General features: G+C 63.3%; 17 protein-coding genes. 12 read left to right on the plus strand and 5 right to left on the minus strand.

Going from position 1 to position 17,877, the window contains the following annotated elements; genetic code table 11:
- Positions 1–64: 64 nt before the first annotated feature.
- Entirely contained in the window at positions 65–1,054 is a 990-nt protein-coding gene (locus NVV79_RS03775) for an aldo/keto reductase (RefSeq protein WP_303986452.1), read from the plus strand.
- 263 nt (positions 1,055–1,317) lie between these two features.
- Entirely contained in the window at positions 1,318–3,195 is a 1,878-nt protein-coding gene (locus NVV79_RS03780) for an ABC transporter ATP-binding protein (protein WP_303986454.1), read from the plus strand.
- 109 nt (positions 3,196–3,304) lie between these two features.
- Here NVV79_RS03780 and NVV79_RS03785 read toward each other — a convergent pair whose 3' ends face one another.
- On the minus strand, positions 3,305–4,318 hold the full coding sequence (locus NVV79_RS03785; protein WP_303986456.1) for an acryloyl-CoA reductase: 1,014 nt from the start codon (positions 4,316–4,318) through the stop codon (positions 3,305–3,307).
- Between the two features lie 120 nt (positions 4,319–4,438).
- Here NVV79_RS03785 and NVV79_RS03790 point away from each other — a divergent pair, with 120 nt between their 5' ends.
- The gene (locus NVV79_RS03790) at positions 4,439–4,753 is read left to right on the plus strand and encodes a helix-turn-helix transcriptional regulator (RefSeq protein ID WP_303986458.1); all 315 of its coding nucleotides are present in this window, start codon (positions 4,439–4,441) and stop codon (positions 4,751–4,753) included.
- An 81-nt stretch (positions 4,754–4,834) separates the two neighbouring features.
- Positions 4,835–5,887, plus strand: coding sequence for a cation diffusion facilitator family transporter (locus NVV79_RS03795; protein WP_303986460.1), 1,053 nt, complete (start codon positions 4,835–4,837; stop codon positions 5,885–5,887).
- A 2-nt stretch (positions 5,888–5,889) separates the two neighbouring features.
- Here the strand turns inward: NVV79_RS03795 and NVV79_RS03800 are convergent, their stop codons facing one another.
- Complete coding sequence (locus NVV79_RS03800; RefSeq protein ID WP_303986462.1) at positions 5,890–6,618, minus strand: ThuA domain-containing protein; 729 nt, start codon at positions 6,616–6,618, stop codon at positions 5,890–5,892.
- A gap of 96 nt (positions 6,619–6,714) precedes the next feature.
- Here NVV79_RS03800 and NVV79_RS03805 point away from each other — a divergent pair, with 96 nt between their 5' ends.
- Entirely contained in the window at positions 6,715–7,725 is a 1,011-nt protein-coding gene (locus tag NVV79_RS03805; protein WP_303986464.1) for a Gfo/Idh/MocA family protein, read from the plus strand.
- 16 nt (positions 7,726–7,741) lie between these two features.
- Positions 7,742–8,740: a LacI family DNA-binding transcriptional regulator gene (locus tag NVV79_RS03810; RefSeq protein ID WP_303986466.1), complete on the plus strand. Its 999-nt coding sequence runs from the start codon at positions 7,742–7,744 to the stop codon at positions 8,738–8,740.
- Between the two features lie 16 nt (positions 8,741–8,756).
- On the opposite strand, the gene NVV79_RS03815 is transcribed toward NVV79_RS03810, so the two are convergent.
- The 3 genes from NVV79_RS03815 to NVV79_RS03825 form a co-directional block, all read right to left on the minus strand.
- Complete coding sequence (locus tag NVV79_RS03815; RefSeq protein WP_303986469.1) at positions 8,757–9,878, minus strand: Gfo/Idh/MocA family protein; 1,122 nt, start codon at positions 9,876–9,878, stop codon at positions 8,757–8,759.
- Positions 9,875–10,876, minus strand: a complete 1,002-nt coding sequence (locus NVV79_RS03820) for a Gfo/Idh/MocA family protein (protein WP_303986471.1) — start codon at positions 10,874–10,876, stop codon at positions 9,875–9,877. Before NVV79_RS03820 ends, NVV79_RS03815 begins: the two co-directional genes overlap by 4 nt.
- Before the next feature lie 66 nt (positions 10,877–10,942).
- Positions 10,943–12,016: an ROK family protein gene (locus NVV79_RS03825; RefSeq protein WP_303986473.1), complete on the minus strand. Its 1,074-nt coding sequence runs from the start codon at positions 12,014–12,016 to the stop codon at positions 10,943–10,945.
- Positions 12,017–12,039: 23 nt separating this feature from the next.
- Between NVV79_RS03825 and NVV79_RS03830 the strand changes: the two genes are divergently transcribed.
- Genes NVV79_RS03830 through NVV79_RS03855 form a run of 6 tightly spaced genes read left to right on the plus strand, consistent with a single transcriptional unit; the run spans position 12,040 to position 17,868 of the window.
- On the plus strand, positions 12,040–12,828 hold the full coding sequence (locus NVV79_RS03830; RefSeq protein WP_303986475.1) for a GntR family transcriptional regulator: 789 nt from the start codon (positions 12,040–12,042) through the stop codon (positions 12,826–12,828).
- Positions 12,821–13,600 (plus strand): SIS domain-containing protein, encoded by a 780-nt coding sequence (locus NVV79_RS03835; RefSeq protein WP_303986477.1) that lies wholly within the window; start codon positions 12,821–12,823, stop codon positions 13,598–13,600. The genes NVV79_RS03830 and NVV79_RS03835 overlap by 8 nt, the downstream gene beginning before the upstream one ends.
- On the plus strand, positions 13,590–14,348 hold the full coding sequence (locus NVV79_RS03840; protein ID WP_303986479.1) for an SDR family NAD(P)-dependent oxidoreductase: 759 nt from the start codon (positions 13,590–13,592) through the stop codon (positions 14,346–14,348). Before NVV79_RS03835 ends, NVV79_RS03840 begins: the two co-directional genes overlap by 11 nt.
- Positions 14,349–14,353: 5 nt before the next feature.
- Positions 14,354–15,640, plus strand: coding sequence for an FAD-dependent oxidoreductase (locus NVV79_RS03845; protein WP_303986481.1), 1,287 nt, complete (start codon positions 14,354–14,356; stop codon positions 15,638–15,640).
- Positions 15,637–16,560 carry a phosphotriesterase gene (locus NVV79_RS03850; protein WP_303986482.1) on the plus strand — a complete coding sequence of 308 codons (924 nt, stop codon included), beginning with the start codon at positions 15,637–15,639 and terminating at the stop codon, positions 16,558–16,560. Before NVV79_RS03845 ends, NVV79_RS03850 begins: the two co-directional genes overlap by 4 nt.
- Before the next feature lie 45 nt (positions 16,561–16,605).
- A complete protein-coding gene (locus NVV79_RS03855; RefSeq protein ID WP_303988312.1) occupies positions 16,606–17,868 on the plus strand; it encodes an ABC transporter substrate-binding protein in 1,263 nt (420 codons plus the stop codon).
- Positions 17,869–17,877 lie beyond the last annotated feature (9 nt).

Raw genomic sequence — 17,877 nt, forward strand, 5'->3', positions numbered from 1 at the left:
CTCCATCGGCAACTGCCGATATATCAAGGCGGCGCGGAGCCGCGAAACCATCAGGAACAGTGTCATGGAATATCGTCGCCTGGGCAAATCCGGCCTCAAGGTCAGCGAGCTGTCGCTCGGCAGTTGGGTCACCTTCTCCAAGCAGGTGGACGAAAAGGAGGCCCTGGCACTGATGGGCCTGGCCTATGACGAAGGCGTCAATTTCTTCGACAATGCCGAGGGGTACGAGGCCGGCGAATCCGAAACGCTGATGGGCGCCGCGCTCAAGAAGCTCAATTGGAGCCGCGACAGCTATGCCGTCTCCTCCAAGGTGTTCTGGGGCGGCACCAAGCCGACACAGAAAGGCCTCAACCGCAAGCATGTGACCGAGGCGGCCCATGCCGCGCTCAAGCGCCTGCAGGTCGATTATCTCGACCTCTATTTCTGCCACCGCCCCGATATCGAGACCCCGATTGAGGAAACGGTCTGGGCGATGCACAATCTCATTACCCAGGGCAAGGTGCTCTATTGGGGCACATCGGAATGGACCGCCCAGCAGCTCACCGAAGCCTGGGCCTTTGCCCGCGCCAACCACCTCATCGGCCCGCAGATGGAGCAGCCGCAATATAACCTGTTCACCCGCGAGAAGGTCGAGCACGATTATCTGCCGCTCTATGACCTCATGGGCCTGGGCACCACGATCTGGTCGCCCTTGGCCTCGGGCGCGCTCACCGGCAAATACAATGACGGCATCCCTGCCGACAGCCGCATGAACCTGCCGGGCTATGAGTGGCTCAAGAAGGAATGGACCAGCGAGGCCGGCAAGGCCAAGCTCGAAAAGATCAAGCAGCTTGCCGCGCTGGCCAAGGAAGTCGGCCTGCCGGTCCACCATCTGGCTTTGCTCTGGTGCCTGGACAACCCTCATGTCTCGACCGTCATTCTCGGCGCGTCGAAGAAAGCCCAGCTCGCCGACAACCTCTCGGCCCTCAAGTCGAAGGACAAGATGACTCCTGACGTGGCTGAGAAGATCGAAACCATCATGGGCAACAAGCCCAAGGCGTTCGAGCGGTACTAGGCTCGATTTCGCAGTCGTCCACGCTCCCCCTTGTGGGGAGGGAAGCGAGGATAGGACTTAGCGTTTGCTAAGTCCGTTGAATCGAGCAGGGTGGGGGTGTCGAACGCGCCCCGAACTCGGCGGGTGCGGACCGCTCGACACCCCCACCCTTGATCCCTCCCCACAAGGGGGAGGGAGACGACTGAGACGCTGGCGGCAATTGTTACGACACCTTAACGTGGAGAACTATTCCCCCTCCCCCGCCGCCCGGTTATCATTGCCGCATGACCGACCTTCCCGGGCGGCGTCCGCCGCCCACGCCTGACAAGGCTCCCACCTTCCGCGAGCGTATCGAGAACCTCCGCCATCTCGGTCGGCTGGTCGCGCAGATCTGGCGCACCAGCCGACCGCTGACCGCCGCGAGCATGGGGCTGCGACTCATCGCTTCGCTGCAGCCCATCGCCATGCTCTATGTGGGCAAGCTCATCATCGACGAGGTGGTTCGCCTCACCGCCATAGCCGCACCCGGCCCCGGCTTTGCCGACTGGTGGAGCAGCGGCGCGCTCAATCTCATCGTGATCCTGCTCGCCATCGAACTGGCGCTGGTGGTCGCTTCGGACCTGCTGGCGCGGGCCACGGGCCTCGTCGATTCGGTGCTGTCGGAACTCCATTCCAATACGGTCAGCGTCGAGCTGATGGCGCATGCCGCCCGGCTCGACCTCATGCATTTCGAATCCGCCGAATATCAGGACCGGCTGGAGCGGGCGCGCCGCCAGGCCGCCGGCCGCAATGCGCTGCTCAGCCAGATGTTCGGCCAGGCGCAGGACATGGTCACGGTCGTGACGCTCGGCGCCGGCCTTTTCGTCTATGCGCCCTGGCTGATCCTGTTGCTCCCGCTCTCCTTCGTCCCCGCCATCTGGGGCGAGACGCGGTTCAATACGCTGGCCTATTTCATGAGCCGCTGGCGCACGCCCGAGCGGCGCGAGCTCGAATATATCCGCTATATCGGGGCCAGCGCCGAAACGGCCAAGGAACTCAAGCTGTTCGGGCTGGGCGACTTCCTCATCACCCGCTTCCGGCAGCTCGCTCACACCATCTATCTCGAAAACCGCAAGCTCTCGACGCAGCGCGCCATCTGGGGCGCCCTGTTCTCCTCGATTTCGACCCTGACCTATTACGGCGCCTATGGCTTCATCGTCTGGCGCACGGTGACGGGCGATTTCACCATCGGCGACCTCGCCTTCCTGTCAGGCTCGTTCCTGCGGCTCAACGGCCTGTTCCAGAAGATCTTGCTCGGCTTCACCCAGATTGCCGGCCAGTCGATGTATCTCGACGACCTGTTCAGCTTCTTCGAGATCGAGCCGACCATCCTCTCCCCTGCCAACCCGAAGCCCTTTCCCCAGCCGATCCGCCAGGGCATCACCTTCGAGGATGTGGGCTTCCGCTATCCCGATACTGAAGGCTGGGCCATCCGCCACCTGAGTTTCACCCTCCATGCCGGCGAGACGCTGGCGCTGGTGGGCGAGAACGGCGCCGGCAAGACCACGATCGTCAAGCTCCTGACCCGGCTCTACGATCCGGATGAAGGCCGCATCACCATTGACGGTATCGACCTCAAGGATCTCTCGGTCGCCGATATCCATGCCCATATCGGGGTGATCTTCCAGGACTTCATCCGCTACAGCCTCACCGCCCGCGAGAATATCGGGGTAGGCCGCATCGAAGACCAGAACGACATGGCGCGGATCGAGAATGCCGCCGAGTTGAGCCTTGCCGATGCAGTGATCGAAAAGCTGCCCCAAGGCTACGACCAGCAGCTCGGGCGTCTGTTCAAGAAAGGGCGCGACCTCTCCGGCGGCGAATGGCAGAAAGTCGCCATTGCCCGCGCCTATATGCGCGACGCCGACCTCATCATCCTCGACGAACCCACCGCCGCGCTCGATGCCAAGGCGGAAGCAGAGGTGTTCTCCCGCTTCAAGAGCCTGGCTGCGGGCAAGACCGCGGTCATCATCTCGCACCGGTTCTCGACCGTGCGCATGGCGGATCGGATCCTGGTGCTGGAAAATGGCGCGATCCTGGAATCAGGGTCGCATGCCGAGCTGCTCGCCCTGCGCGGGCGCTATGCGGAACTGTTCGAGTTGCAGGCGGCGGGGTATCGGTGAGATCGGAGTACCCCTCCCAACCTCCCCCTGATAGGGGGAGGAGCCGCGCAGTGGTTGAGGCAAGATAGTGTCTCATTTCCGATCTGTTCCTCCCCCTATCAGGGGGAGGTTAGGAGGGGGTATCCCACAAAGACTCACCCACCTTGACCAGCATCCGCCCCTTGACCTCGCCCGCGAGAATCTCCCGCGCCGCTTCCGGCAATTCCTCCAGCCCCACCTCGCGCACCAGCCCGGCATAGGCGCCTAGATCGAACGTCCCGGCAATCCGCGCCCACGCCGCTACACGCGTGCTGTACGGCTGCATCACGCTGTCGATGCCGAACAAACTTATCCCCCGCAGGATGAACGGCAATACATTGGTCGAGAGCTCGATACCCCCGGCATTGCCGATACTGGCAACAGAACCGCCATATTTGACCTGCTTGAGAACCTTGCCCAGCACCTTGCCGCCGACATTGTCGATCACCGCCGCCCAGCGCGCCGATTCAAGCACCTTGTCGGGCTGGGCCAGGAACTCGTTGCGGTCGACCACACTGGCCGCGCCCAAGGCCTTGAGCGCCTCGGCATGCTGAGGGCGTCCCGACAAAGCCGCGACCTGATAGCCCAGCCGCGCCAGCATGGAGATCGCAATCGTGCCGACGCCACCGGCTGCGCCCGTTACCAGCACTTCACCCGCTTCCGGGGTCAGGCCCGCCGCTTCCAGCCGGTCGATGGCCAGCATGGCGGTCAGGCCTGCCGTGCCGACAATCATGGCATCGCGTGTCGTCAGGCCCTGCGGCAGCGGCACCAGCCAGTCGGCATTGACGCGGGCACGCTCGGCATAACCGCCCCAATGCGTCTCACCCACGCGCCAGCCGGTCAGCACCACCTGGTCGCCGACCTTGTAGCGCGCATCGCTGCTGTCGCGCACCGTGCCGGCAAAGTCGATGCCGCCGACATGCGGATAGGTCCGCACCAGCCCGCCCCCGCCGGTGAGGCAGAGGCCATCCTTGTAATTGAGTCCCGCCCAGTCGATATCGACCGTCACATTGCCCTCGGGCAGGCGCGCATCGTCCAGCATCTGCACCGACGACGTCACCTTGCCCTCGGCATCCTTGTCGGTCAGCAATGCGCGGAAACCCATGATCGACTCCTCATCGTCTTTGCGCCAGCTTGGCACGACGAGGCGAATGGAGCCACCCTCTGGCGCCCCACGCCGAAGCGCCTTACCTCTTGGTGCAGCAAGCCCTATCGAGTCATCGCCTTGAGCACACCCAGCGACGCCCAGATATCAGTGATTGCCGAAACCTATCGCCTGCTGGGCGATCCGACGCGGCTGCGCGTGCTGCTGGCCTGTCTCTCCGAACCCATCGCGGTTGGCGATATCGCCAGGGCCGTCAACGCTTCGCCCTCACTGGTCAGCCACCATCTGCGGCTGTTGCGGGCGGCGCGGCTGGTGCGGGGAACGCGGCGCAACAAGCAGGTGTTTTACGAGACAGCCGACGAGCATATCGCCCATATGCTGGCCGACATGATCGAGCATGCGATGGAAGACCATAGCGAGGACAGCGACACCTGATCGCAGGTATGTCATCGCTTTTTGCCTTGATCTGCACATATGAACATGTATTCATATGATAGAATTTCGAGGAGCAGGACGATGGCCGTTGGCAGCAAGGAACAAGGTCCCATGGCCCATGGGCACGACCATGCCGGCCATGAGCATGCCGATCCCGATCATGCGGAGCATGAGCATCACAACGGTCATGACCATGCCGGGCACGATCATTCGGGCCACGACCATGCAGGCCACAGCCACGCGCCAACGGTGAGTGCCGGCAATGAGCGTGTCGTGCTGATCGGCTTCCTGCTGACGGCCAGCTTCATGCTGGCGGAAGTCGTGGCCGGCCTGCTCTCCGGGTCGCTGGCACTGATTGCCGATGCCGGACATATGCTGACCGATGCGGCCGCTTTGCTGCTGGCCTGGGCCGCCTTTCGCTTCGGTCGTCGCGCTTCGGACGGCAAGCGCACCTTCGGCTACATGCGGCTCGAAGTGGTGGCCGGTCTCATCAATGCCGTCACGCTTTTCGCGCTGGTCGCCTGGATCATCTACGAGGCCATCCAGCGCTTCATGACACCGCATGAAGTGCTGGCCGGACCCATGTTCGTCGTGGCCGTGCTGGGCCTCGTGGTTAATGTCACCGTCTTCCTCGTGCTGTCGCGCGGCGACAAGGAACACGTCAATATCAGGGGCGCCATGGTCCATGTGCTGGGCGACCTGCTCGGCTCGGTCGCGGCCATCGTGGCAGCCATCACCATCTGGTTCACCGGCTGGATGCCGATCGATCCGATCCTGTCGGTGTTTGTCAGCTTGCTGGTCCTGCGCAGCGCCTGGAAGCTGTTCCGCGGCTCGCTGCATATCCTAATGGAGGGCACACCGGGCAATGTGGTGGTCGAGGATTTGAGCAAGGCCCTGGTGGCCAAAGTGCCCGGGCTTGCCGCTGTCCGCCATGTCCATGTCTGGTCGATCACCTCGGGCAAGCCGGTGGCGACACTGGAGATCGTTCTGACGCCTGGCGCCGTTGCCGGCGCGGTGACACAGGCGGTCAAGGAGGCGCTAAGCGCCGACTACGGCATCACCCACTCGACCATCGAGATCGTCTGGGACGAAAACGCCCCTGCCTGCGCCCTGGCGCCGGACGACGTGCCCTAGTCCTAGCGGTGAATCGGCTCCTTGCGATGCCAATTGTCGAGCTTGCGCGCACCCGAATGCGGTCGCATGGCCCATTCGATGCCATTGCCGATCACATGCTGCACCATGGGATGGTGATAGATCGGGAAGGTCTCGTGGCCAGGCGAGAAATAGAAGATACGCCCCAGCCCGCGATAGAAGGTGAGGCCCGAGCGGAACACTTCACCGCCCTTGTACCAACTCATGAAGATAATTTCGTCGGCGGCCGGAATGTCGAAAGGCTCGCCATACATTTCCGATTGCGGGATTTCGAAGAAGGACGGCACGCCTTCGGCAATCGGATGGTTCGGGTTGGTCACCCAGACACGCTCCAGATCGCCCTCGGGCAGTTCGCGCCAAGCCAGATTGCAATTGGTACCCATCATGCGACGGAACATCTTGGAATGATGCCCCGAATGCAGCACGACCAGTCCCATGCCGGCCAATATACGCTGCTGCACCCGGTCAATATACTCGTCCTTGACCTCGTCATGAGCCACATGGCCCCACCAGGTCAGCACGTCAGTACGATCCAGCAGTTCCTGTGTCAGGCCCTGCTCGGGATCGTCGATAGAGCGGCGCTCGATGGCAAAGTCGCGATCCCCAAGGCCGGCAGCAATCGCGCCATCCATGCCATCAGGATAGATTTTCGCCACCGGCGCATCGCGCTTTTCGTGGCGGCCTTCATTCCAGACGGTCACGCGGATGGTCACGTCTCTCTCCCTCGGTTCGGCGCCATTTGGCGACCTTGACGGGCAAGAATGTACACGTCTACATTTTGCAGGCAAGCGGGTTCGCGGGAGGAAATCATGGTGTTGCGCCTGGGTGTGATCGGGGCCGGCCTCAAGGCGGCCGATTATGCGCGTGGCTGGGCGGCGATGGACGATGTGAAGATAGTCGCCACGGCCGAAGTCAGCGAAGTGTCGCGCAAGCGCTTTGCCGATACCTGCGAAGCCGCCGGCGCACCTCGCCCAGTCGAATATGGCGATGCCGAGAGCATGCTCGCCAGCCTCAAGGGCCAGATGGATGCCGTCTATGTTTCGACCCCGCATGTCTTCCACGGCGCCAACGCCCTGGCGGTCATCGAAGCGGGCTATGACCTGCTGCTGGAAAAGCCCATGGTCACCACGGTCGAGGAAGCCCTGGCTCTTATCGAAGCGGAAAAGCGCACAGGGCGGACGATCGTCGTCGCCTTCCAGGGCGGGCTCTCTCCCCTTGTCCACGACACACGCGACCGGGCAAGACGCGGTGATTTCGGCGAGTTGGTCAGCGTCAATGCCGCCATATGGGAAGGCTGGAAGAACAATTATGCCGGCCAGTGGAAACAGAACCCGGCCATTTCAGGCGGCGGCTTCATGTTCGATACCGGGGCCCATATGATGAACACGGTCTGCGTGCTGGCCGATGCCGAATTTGCCCGGCTGTCGGCCTATGCCAACAATCGCGGCATTGCCGTGGACCTGGCGACCGCCGTCGCCGCCCGCCTCACCAATGGCGCGCTGGTCACCTTCAATGCCGCCGGCGACGGTCCGCCGGGCTGCGCGTCGGCCATCACCTTTTTCTACACCAACGCCATCGTACGAATCGATGCCTGGGGCAAATGGCGCGAGGTGAGTATTGGCGGCGAGGCCGAGCCGCGCGAAGAGGGTGAAACGCGCGATACGCCCATGCACACATTCCAGGCGGTGCGCGACGGGCGGCTCGCCAATCCGTCCACCGTCGCCAATGGCCTGCGCTTCGCCCGGCTCTGGGACGCGATCAAGCTCTCGGCCTCTCGTGATGGCGAAACGGTTGCGCTAGAGGTGACGACGCCCCGATAGCGGGGCGGAGGACGGGATGCGGCGCAAGGGCATTACATCGGTTGAACTGGCCAAACTGGCCGGCGTCTCCTCGGCAACCATCTCGCGCGCCTTCGCAGCCGGTTCCAGCATGAAGCCGACGACTCGCGTCCGTATCCTGGCCCTGGCCGACGAGCATGGCTTCCGCCCCAATGCCATGGCGCGGGTACTCAACAACAACCAGTCGCGGCTGGTGGCTTTGGTGGTCAACACAGTGGCCAATCCGGCCGAGGCCGAAGGGCTCGATCAGCTTATCCGGCGCCTGCAGGAACAGGAGCGGTTGCCGCTGGTGTTGCGCTGCGCCGACCATGAGGATCGCAGCCAGCTCATGCGCATTGCCTCGACCTACCAGGTCGATCATGTCGTGCTCTATTCCGATGCCGTTTCCATAGACGACGCCACGCGCATCTTCCATTCAGCCATACCCATCATCGCCTCGTCCGAGCCGCTGGAAGGAAGAAATATCGCAGATGTACGGCTTGATGCCGATGTGGCCACGACCGAGATCATCGATCATCTCGTGGCTCAGGGGCGGCGGCATTTCGTCTATCTTTCGGGCCGCGCGTCCAGTCATGTCGACAAGCAGCGCATGGGCTGGTTCGCCGCCGCGCTGGCGAAACATGACCTGGCCTTCGACCTCGTCGAGCATGGCGATTACTCCTACGAGTCCGGCTACAAGGAAGCCGCCCTGCTGCTGCGCCGTATGCAGCCCGATGTCATCGTCTGTGCCAATGACCTGATGGCCGTGGGCGTCAAGGATGCCGCTGCCGTGCTGGGCCGCACAGTGCCGGATAACCTAGCCATTGTGGGGCATGACGGGGTGGCTTTGGCCGGCTGGGACAGCCACTCCATCACCACTATCGCCCCGCCACCCGGCGCGGTAAGTGCAGCTTTGGCCGAAATCATCGAGCAGCCGAGTGAGGCGCCGCCAGTGCAGCGCGTCATCACCTGTGTCGTTCGCTGGGGCCGCAGCGCCGGCGAGTTGCCGCGCCGCTGAGCCAAGAAAATCCTACCTATATGCCCGAGAGTTTGCGGACAGTTCCGGGACGAACCGGGGCCTTGCTGTGCGAGGAGGCGATGGCGGCAAAGCAGAGTTGCAGGCTCAGCAGATTGCCGCGGGCGCCGTTAATCGGTTCGCGATCCTCCTCGATGGCACAGAGCAGTTCGCCCATGGCGCCGTGGAAGCCATCGTTGAACCAGGCGCCCTGCAACAAGGGGTGAGCCGCGCCCTCGGCGGTGTAGAGCGTTACGGCCTGGCTGCCGAGATTGGGGCCCTGACTGACAAGAGACCCCTCGGTGCCCGATATATAGGTGGTATCGAGTGGACCGAACCGGGCATGAGCGTCAAAGGCCAGCGAGCATTGGCCGCCTTCGAATTCAACCAGCGCCTGCGCCAGCATGGGTGGCCGCATCTGCTGCCCGGCAGCATGGGCGCGGGTCGCGAAGACATTGGTCGCGCGATCGCCGATAATGCTGGCCAGGAAGTCGAACCAGTGAATGGCGAAGTCGTAGAAGACCAGATCGTCGATATCCTCGAAGGGCGTGCCCTTGGTCCAGGTATGGTCCCAATGGACGCCCAGATGCACGCTCTGCACGTCGCCGATCACGCCGGCCCGAACGGCCTCTCGCATATAACCGAAATGCGGCGCCCAGCGGCCGTTCTGGTTGACGGCCAGTTTGACGCCGTTGCGGTCCGCCCGCTCGACCAGGGCCTCACCGATATCGAGATCGAGAACGAAGGGCTTTTGCGAGAGCACATGCTTGCGTTCATCCAGCGCGCGTTCGATCAGCGATACGCGGGCTGCCGGATGGGTGGCGATATCCACCACAGAGATATCGTCGCGGCCGAGGATATCATCGACATTGGTGGTGATGGCGGCTTCGGGATAGAACTCGTCGCGTCGGTTGCGGGCGCGCTCAATGTCCTGGTCGCAGATGGCGGCTACGTCGTAGCCGGCATGCCGGTAGGCTCCAAGATGGGCGAAGGTGATGCCCCCGGCCCCGATCAGAGCGATCCGGGGGCGATAGGCCCGCGGGTCGCGGGGCTGATAGGGCAGATCCGGCGCCACAGCCACGCCTTTGGGCGCTTCGTTCAGGGCGTAGGAATCGGCGCTAGCGGTCGTCGTTTCGCTCATGGCAGAAGCCTCACGGTACGCTTTTCGCTGGCCGACAGCATGGCGCTATCGACGATCTGCTGGCCGATCCGCGACAGTCTGGGATCGAGCGGACCTTTGATGGCCTCGCCGGTCTCCATGCAGTGCAGCACGTATTCGACGGGGTTGCGGTAGGGCGCGGCAATGGTATCGACCGGAACGGTGTGGATCGCGGGCCTGGCCCTTGTCTGCATACTGATCGTGGTCTCGTAGTCGTAGCTGGCAATGGTGCCTTCGGTACCGACGACGACAAAGCCGCATTTGGGCTGTGGCTGCGTCAGCCAGGGATCGGAGAAAGCGCCCCAGCGGGTTTCGAACTTGGACAGGCCGGTGGCATAGCGGGCCACGGTCACCGAATGCTCATCGACCTCCAGCCCTTCGCGCGTGTCGGTTGTGGTGGTGACCTCGATCGGCGCCCGCCCATTCATGAACCAGCTGGCCAGCGTCACGCCATAACCCAGATAATCGAGCAGGCTGCCGCCGCCAGCCGCCTTGCTGTACCACCAGGAGCCGGCCTTTTCGGCGAGGGCAGCATCCTGCTCGACCTCGATCTTGTCAGCACGGTGATAGAGCGGGCCGCGATTGCCGTCGTAGTAGTGGACCTCGATCACCTCGCCGATGGCGCCCTCGTCGATCAGGCGCTTGGTGGTGATATGGGGCGGATACCAGGCCAGCGGCCAGTTGATGATCAGCATTCTGTCGCGCGTTGCGGCGATCATGCGGTCGGCCTCGGCCAGGGACGCGGCGAATGGCTTTTCTACGAGGATGGCTACGTCGTGCTTGGCAACCTTTTCCACGAAATCGGCGTGATGGGCGGTGGCCGGGCACAGGATGACCAGATCGGGCTTGGACTCGACGATGCAGCGATTGATGTCGGTATAGATTGCACTGTCGGGAATGGCGAAATTCTGCCTTGCCGTCTGCATGCGCGCCGGGTCGGCGTCGCAAAGCGCGACGATCTCGGCCTGGGGGGTGGTCATGGGCCAGACGCAACAGATCGCCCATGTGCATGTGGTCGAAATTGATGCCGGCAATACGCCAGGTTTTCATGCTCTATTTTCCTCCGAAAATCGTTCCCGCGCCCATAGGGCGGCGCCCGTGGCGCCGGGCTGCTCGATGCTTGCCGCGGCGATCTGCGGCTTTACCGCGCCGAATACGGCAGTATTGGCGCGAACCGTCTCGCGGATCGGGCCGAACAGCAACTCGCCCGCTTCAGCCACGCCGCCGCCGACAATGACGCGCTCGATGTCGGCAATCTTCATGGCGTGGGCTATGCCCAGGCCCACGGCGTGGCCGACGCGCTCGAAAATCTCACGGCACTCGGCCTCCCCCTGGCGTGCCGCAGCAGCAACTGCGTCGGCGTCGAGCTTGTTCAGGTCACCGCCGATCAGTTCGCGCAGCATGGGTGCGCGTCCCTGCAACAGCGGACGCAGCGCCGTAGCGGCGATGGCCGGACCCGACGCATAGGATTCGATGCAACCAAGGCCGCCACACCCGCAGCGCAGGCCATGCGGATCGATGCTGATATGACCGAATTCCCCAGCCATATGGTTGGGGCCAAAGCGCAGCTTGCCGTCGAGCACGAGCCCCCCGCCGACACCGGTGCCCAGCGTCACCCCGAGCAGGTTGGCTGTGCCGCGGCCAGCGCCAAGGCGCGCCTCGGCGAGTGTAAAGCTGCGCGCGTCATTGATGAGATAGACCGGCAATCCGACCAGCGAGCTCAGCGCGTCGGTGAGCAGGAACCCCTGCCAGCTCTCGGAAAAATTGGGGAGAAGGATGATCCGCCCAACGGCCGGATCGATCACCGCCGGAACCCCGATTCCCACCGCGACGATGGATTCGCGGGCCAGATGAGCGCGCTCCACCATGGCGGAGACCGCTTCGGCAACCTCGGCCAGCACGATGTCGACCTTGCGGTGGGAGCCGGTGGACAGGGTGACGGTATCGGTCAGGCCACCGCCAGCTACCTGCCAGCCAATCTTGTAGCGCGTTCCGCCCAGATCGATGCCGATGGTAGCGGTGGGAAAGCCGGGTTTGGAATAGTGGGTCAGTTTCTGTCGCCTTGGACACTTGCCAGATGCTGGACATCTGTATACTGGTACGGACCACCTAATGTCCATACCAGTAATTTCAGAAGCACAACGTGAACCCCCGCGACCTGCGCACCGTCCTTGATCACCGCTCGCCAACACCGCTCTTTGTGCAGCTCAAGGATGTGTTGCTGCATGGGTTGCGCAGCGGCATGTGGTCGGAAGACCAGCCACTGCCCTCCGAGCGGCAGCTGACGAGCGAGCTCGGCGTGTCTCGCGCCACGGTGCGCCAGGCCATCCAGGAGCTGGAAAACGAAGGCTGGCTCATTCGGCGACAGGGCAAGGGGACGTTTTCCAGCCAGCCCAAGGTCGAGCAACGGCTCGAACTGCTGGCAGGGTTCAGTGAGAATATGCGCGCGCAGGGGTTTGAGCCGACCTCACGCGTGCTGGAGACCGGCCTTACCTCGGCCAGCGAAAAGGTCGCGCGGATTTTCAACCAGTTGCCGGGCTGGCCGGTGGTCACCTTGCGGCGCGTTCGCCTGATCGATGGCGAGCCGCTGCTCTACGAGATTTCCCATATCAACGAAACGCTGGCGCCTGGGCTGGCAACATTCGACCTGGCCGGCTCGCTCTATCACACGCTGCTGACCCACTACCGCATCACACTGGCCGGTGGAGAGGAGACCATCGAAGCGGTCTCTGCCGATGCCGAACTGGCGGAACTGCTCGAAGTCGAGCCCGGTGCACCCCTGGTCTACACCGAACGAACGGTGGTGACCGACAAAGGCCAGCCCGTCGAATTCACCCAGCGCTGGGGCCGCGGCGACAAATCCAGTTTCCGCGTCAAGCTCTCGGCCGGCAACACCCTGATTACCCGAAAGGAAGACACGACCAATGGATAGAACGCCCGCCACCGCCTATTTCGACGCGGCGGAAGCCCTGCTCAAGCGCGTCCGCGACACCCAGGGCGATGTGATCGAAACCGCCGCGACCTGGTGCGCCGATGCCATCGCCCGCAAGGGCCTGGTGCATCTGTTCGGAACCGGCCATTCGCGCATGGCGGTCGAGGAAGTGTTTCCCCGCTATGGCAGCTTTCCCGGATTCCACCCCATGGTGGAATTGTCGATGACCAACCACACCCAGGTAGTTGGCTCGAACGGCCAGCGCCAGGCGATGTGGATCGAGCGTCAGGAAGGGTTCGGCGAAGTCATTCTCTCCAATTACGTACTGCGCGACTATGACGTGATGGTGGTGTTTTCCACCTCCGGCACTAATGGCGTAGTGGTGGATGTGGCGCTGGGCGCCAAGGCGCGCGGCATGAAGGTCATTGCCATCATTGCCGCCCAATATTCCGCCCTGCTGCCGAGCGGGCATTCATCGGGCAAGAAGCTGGCCGATATTGCCGATCTGGTCATCGACAATTGCGCGGTGCCGGGCGATGCCATGGTGGACATTCCCGGCGTCGATGTTCCCGTCGGTCCCGGCAGCACCATCGGCAATACGGCCGTGGTCAATGCCATGAAGTGCCTGATCGCCGCCGATCTGGCAGCGCGGGGCCAGATGCCGCTCGTGCTCGCCAGTGCCCATACAATGGGTGCCGAGGCATCAAAACAGCGCTTCGAAGACACCTATAACGACTACCGCGACCGCGTGAAGGTGCTCTATGGCGCCTGACCGTTCAATCGCCCTCGTTACCGGGGCCTCGGGCATTGCCGCTGCAACCGCGCGCTACCTGGCGCGCCAGGGCCTCAGCGTGGCCGCGCTCGATCGTGCGCCAGACAATCTTGCTGCGCTGGGTGAAACCATTCCAGGCCTGCTGGCTATCCAGCGTGACCTGACCGAGCCCGATGCCGCGGCCGATGCCGTGGCGCAGGTGCTGGCCCGCTTTGGGCACCTCGACGTGCTGGTCAATGTCGTCGGCATCAGCGGCAGGCGCTTCGGCGACGGGCCGGTGCATAGCTGCACCGATGAGGGCTGGGGCACGGTGATGGATACCAACCTTACCACCACCTTCCGCATGTGCCGTGCCGCATTGGCACCGATGATGGACGCCGGCCGGGGCAGCATCGTCAACACCGCTTCGGTGCTGGGCTATGCCCCGGCCAAGCTCTTCGCCACCCATGCCTATGCGGCTTCCAAGGGCGCCATCATCGCGCTGACCCGGACGATGGCCGCCTATTATGCTGATCACGGCATCAGGGTAAATGCGGTGGCGCCTGGCCTCATCGAAACGCCGATGAGCCTGCGGGCGCAGGGCGATGAGCCGACCAAGGCCTATATCAAGCACCGCCAGCCACTGACCGGCACATTCGGCAGTGCCGAGGACGTGGCCGATGCCATCGGCTTTCTGGCGCTCGATCAATCCAGATTTGTAACCGGGACCGTGCTCGAGGTCGCCGGAGGGTGGGGAGTCGCAGGATGACCAGCTTGAGCTACAAAACCGACCTATCAGTGCTGGCGCAATGCGACGTGCTGGTGATCGGCGGCGGCAGCGCCGGCTCGGCCGCTGCCATTGCCGCGGCGCGTCAGGGCGCCAGTGTCGTTCTCGTCGAGCGCTACGGATTTCTCGGCGGCACCGGCGTCATGGTGCTCGATACCTTCTATGGCTTCTATACGCCGGGCCAGACCGAGAAAAAGGTGGTCGGTGGCATACCAGACGATGTGATTGCCGGGCTTTCCGCGCACAATGTGCTCATCAAGCGGCCCAATACCTATGGCGCAGGCGCTGGGCTCACCTATGACCCCGAAGTGCTCAAGGTGGTGTGGGACAAGCTGGCGCATGATGCGGGCGTCAAGGTGCTGTTCCACAGCTACTTCATCGACCTGCTGCGGGACGGAAAACATCTCAAGGGCGCGCTTATCGGCACGCCGAAGGGGCCACAGGCGATTATGGCTACGACCATCATCGATGCGTCGGGCGACGCTACCGTGGCCGCCCGCGCCGGTGCGCCATTCGAGGACTCTGGAGCCTTGGGCATCGCTCAGTCGCTCACCACCACATTCAAGATGATCAATGTCGACATGGCGGCTGCCAAGGCCTTTCCCAAGCAGGCCATGTGGGACCTGATGGCGGCCAAGAGCGACAGCTACAATCTGCCGCGCAAGGAAGGCAGCGCCCATATCACCCCGCATGACGGCGTGATGGTGACCAATATGACTCGCGTCGGCGGGGTCGACGGCACCGATGTGGAACAGCTCTCCGCCGCCGAAAGGGAGGGCCGGCTGCAGGCGCTCGAATATGCACGCTTCCTCGTCGATAACGTGCCGGGCTATGAAAAGTCGGTGCTGGGGGGCCTGGCCATCCAGATCGGCGTCCGCGAGACTCGCCGCATCAAGGGCGAATACTGGCTGACCCGCGAAGACGTGCTATCGGCCCGCCAATTCGATGATGCCATCGCCCAGTGCGGCGCACCCATCGAGGAGCATCACGCCGGAGGCAATACCCGCTGGGAATATGTGCCCGACAGCGGCACCTACGGTATCCCCTATCGGTGCCTCCTGCCGCAGGACGTCGATGGAATGCTGGTCGCCGGCCGCTGTCTCAGCGCGTCCCATGATGCCCATGCCAGCGTGCGTTCGATCGGCCAATGCCTGGCCATGGGCCAGGCAGCCGGTGTCGCCGCCGCGCTATCCACCAGCATGGGCGTGGCGCCACGTACCCTGCCCGCCACACTGATCCGCGAACGGCTCGCCGATATGGGAGCAGTGCTGTGATCGTCCGCACGGTTCTCGGCGATATCGACCCGGCCGATCTGGGCCTCACCCTGGGGCACGAGCATATCTATGCCGTGCCACCCCCGGATGTAACCGATCCCGACCTGTTTCTCGATGACGAAGCATTGGCGCAGCGCGAGCTGGACCTATTCGCCGCGGCGGGCGGACGATCCGTCATCGAAATGACCACGATCGACTATGGCCGGGATGCCGCAGTCATGACGCGCATTGCGGCGGCCAGCGGCGTGCATCTCATCGCCGCGACCGGCTATAACAAGGGCAAGTTTGCCGACCGGATCAGCTCAACCCTGACCACCGACGCAATCGCCGCCTGGATGATCGAGGAAATCCAGCACGGCATTGCCGGCTCGGCGGCCAAAGCTGGTCTCATCAAGGCATCATCGAGCCTTGATGGCCCGGGTCCGCACGAACGCCGCGTCTTCGAGGCGGCGGCCGCCGCCCACCAAGCCACCAACGCGCCTATTAGCACCCATACCGAAAAGGGCAGTTGGGCCATTGGCCAGGTGCAATTGCTGGGTGATCATGGCGTGCCTGCCGATCGCATCCTGCTGGGCCACCTCGATCTCAAACCCGATCTTGGCTACCTGCGCGAAGTCGCGGCAACCGGAGCTTTCCTTGGCTTCGACCAGTTCGCCAAGGCCAAATATCTCGCCGACGCCGACCGCATTGCCCTTGTGGTGGCGCTGGTGGCTGACGGCCATAGCCACCAGATCATGCTCAGCGGCGACATGGCGCGCCGATCCTATCACCAGGCTCACGGCGGCGGGCCGGGCTTTGCCCATATCCCCACCACCATTCTGCCGGCACTTGCCAGCGCCGGATTGTCATCCACCGATATCGAGGCGCTGGCCGTCGGAAATCCCCGACGCTTCCTCGCCTTCGATCCGGTGGCGACCTGATTACAACAACAGTCCAGGGAGGACATCGTGTTCAAATTCTCGAAAATGACGATGACGTGGGGGATCGCACTGCTCGCCGGCGTTGCCATGCCGGCCATGGCCTATGCCGCTGAGCTTTCGGTCGTATCGGGCAGCACGGGCCGGAGCGTTGAATTCCTGCGCACCCAGCTTGACCGCTTCGAGGCCGATACCGGCCACACGGTGACGATCGTACCGATGCCGTCCTCGACCACCGACCAGTTCGGGCAGTACCGCCTGTGGCTCGCCGCCGGCAATACCGATATCGACCTCTACACCACCGACGTGATCTGGGCGCCCCAGCTTGCCGACCAGTTCCTCGATCTCACCGAGGCAGCAAAGGATGTGGTGGGCGACTTCTTCCCCTCGATCATCGAGTCGCAGACCGTGGATGGCAAGCTGGTTGCCCTGCCCTCCTATACCGGCGCACCGGCGCTCTATTACCGCAAAGACCTACTGGAAAAATACGGCAAATCGGTTCCGGCGACCTGGGCCGAAATGACCGCGACGGCTCAGGAAATCATGGATGGCGAGCGCGCCGCCGGCAATGCCGACATGTGGGGTTTCGTCTTCCAGGGCAATGCCTATGAAGGCCTCACCTGCGATGCCCTGGAATGGGTCAAATCCTATGGTGGCGGGCAGATCGTGGAGCCCGATGGCACCATCTCGATCAACAACGAAAACGCCGTCGCCGCCATCGACCTCGCCGCTAGCTGGATCGGCACTATCTCGCCGGAGGGAAGCCTAGCCTATATGGAAGAGGAAAGCCGCGGCGTGTGGCAGCTCGGCAATTCGGTGTTCCACCGCAATTGGGAATATGCCTATGCGCTCGGCAATAGCGGCGACAGCCCGATCAAGGGCCTGTTCGATGTGGCACCGCTACCGTCAGGCGAAGGCCCTGACGCCCGTTCGGCCGCAACGCTTGGCGGCTGGAACTATGCCGTTTCCAAATATTCGAAGAACCCGGATGCCGCCATCGAGCTGGCGCTCTATCTCACCTCCTACGAGGTACAGAAGGAACGCGCGATCGAGCTGACCGAAATGCCGACGCGTCCGGCACTTTATGACGACGCCGAAGTGGCGGCAGCCCAGCCGATCGTGCCGGCGTGGAAGGACGTGCTGCTCAATGCCGTGCCGCGGCCCTCGGCCCCGACCAAGACCGACTATAACGAGGTCTCTTCGCTGTTCTGGAGCGCGGTTCACAACACGCTGGCCGGCAACGGTTCGGCTGCTGAAAACCTCGAACTGCTCGAGGCGGACCTTGCCGACCTCAAGGGCGACGCCTGGTAAGAGCGCCTG

This window comes from Devosia ginsengisoli (genome assembly GCF_024707105.1).
Classification (GTDB): domain Bacteria; phylum Pseudomonadota; class Alphaproteobacteria; order Rhizobiales; family Devosiaceae; genus Devosia; species Devosia ginsengisoli_A.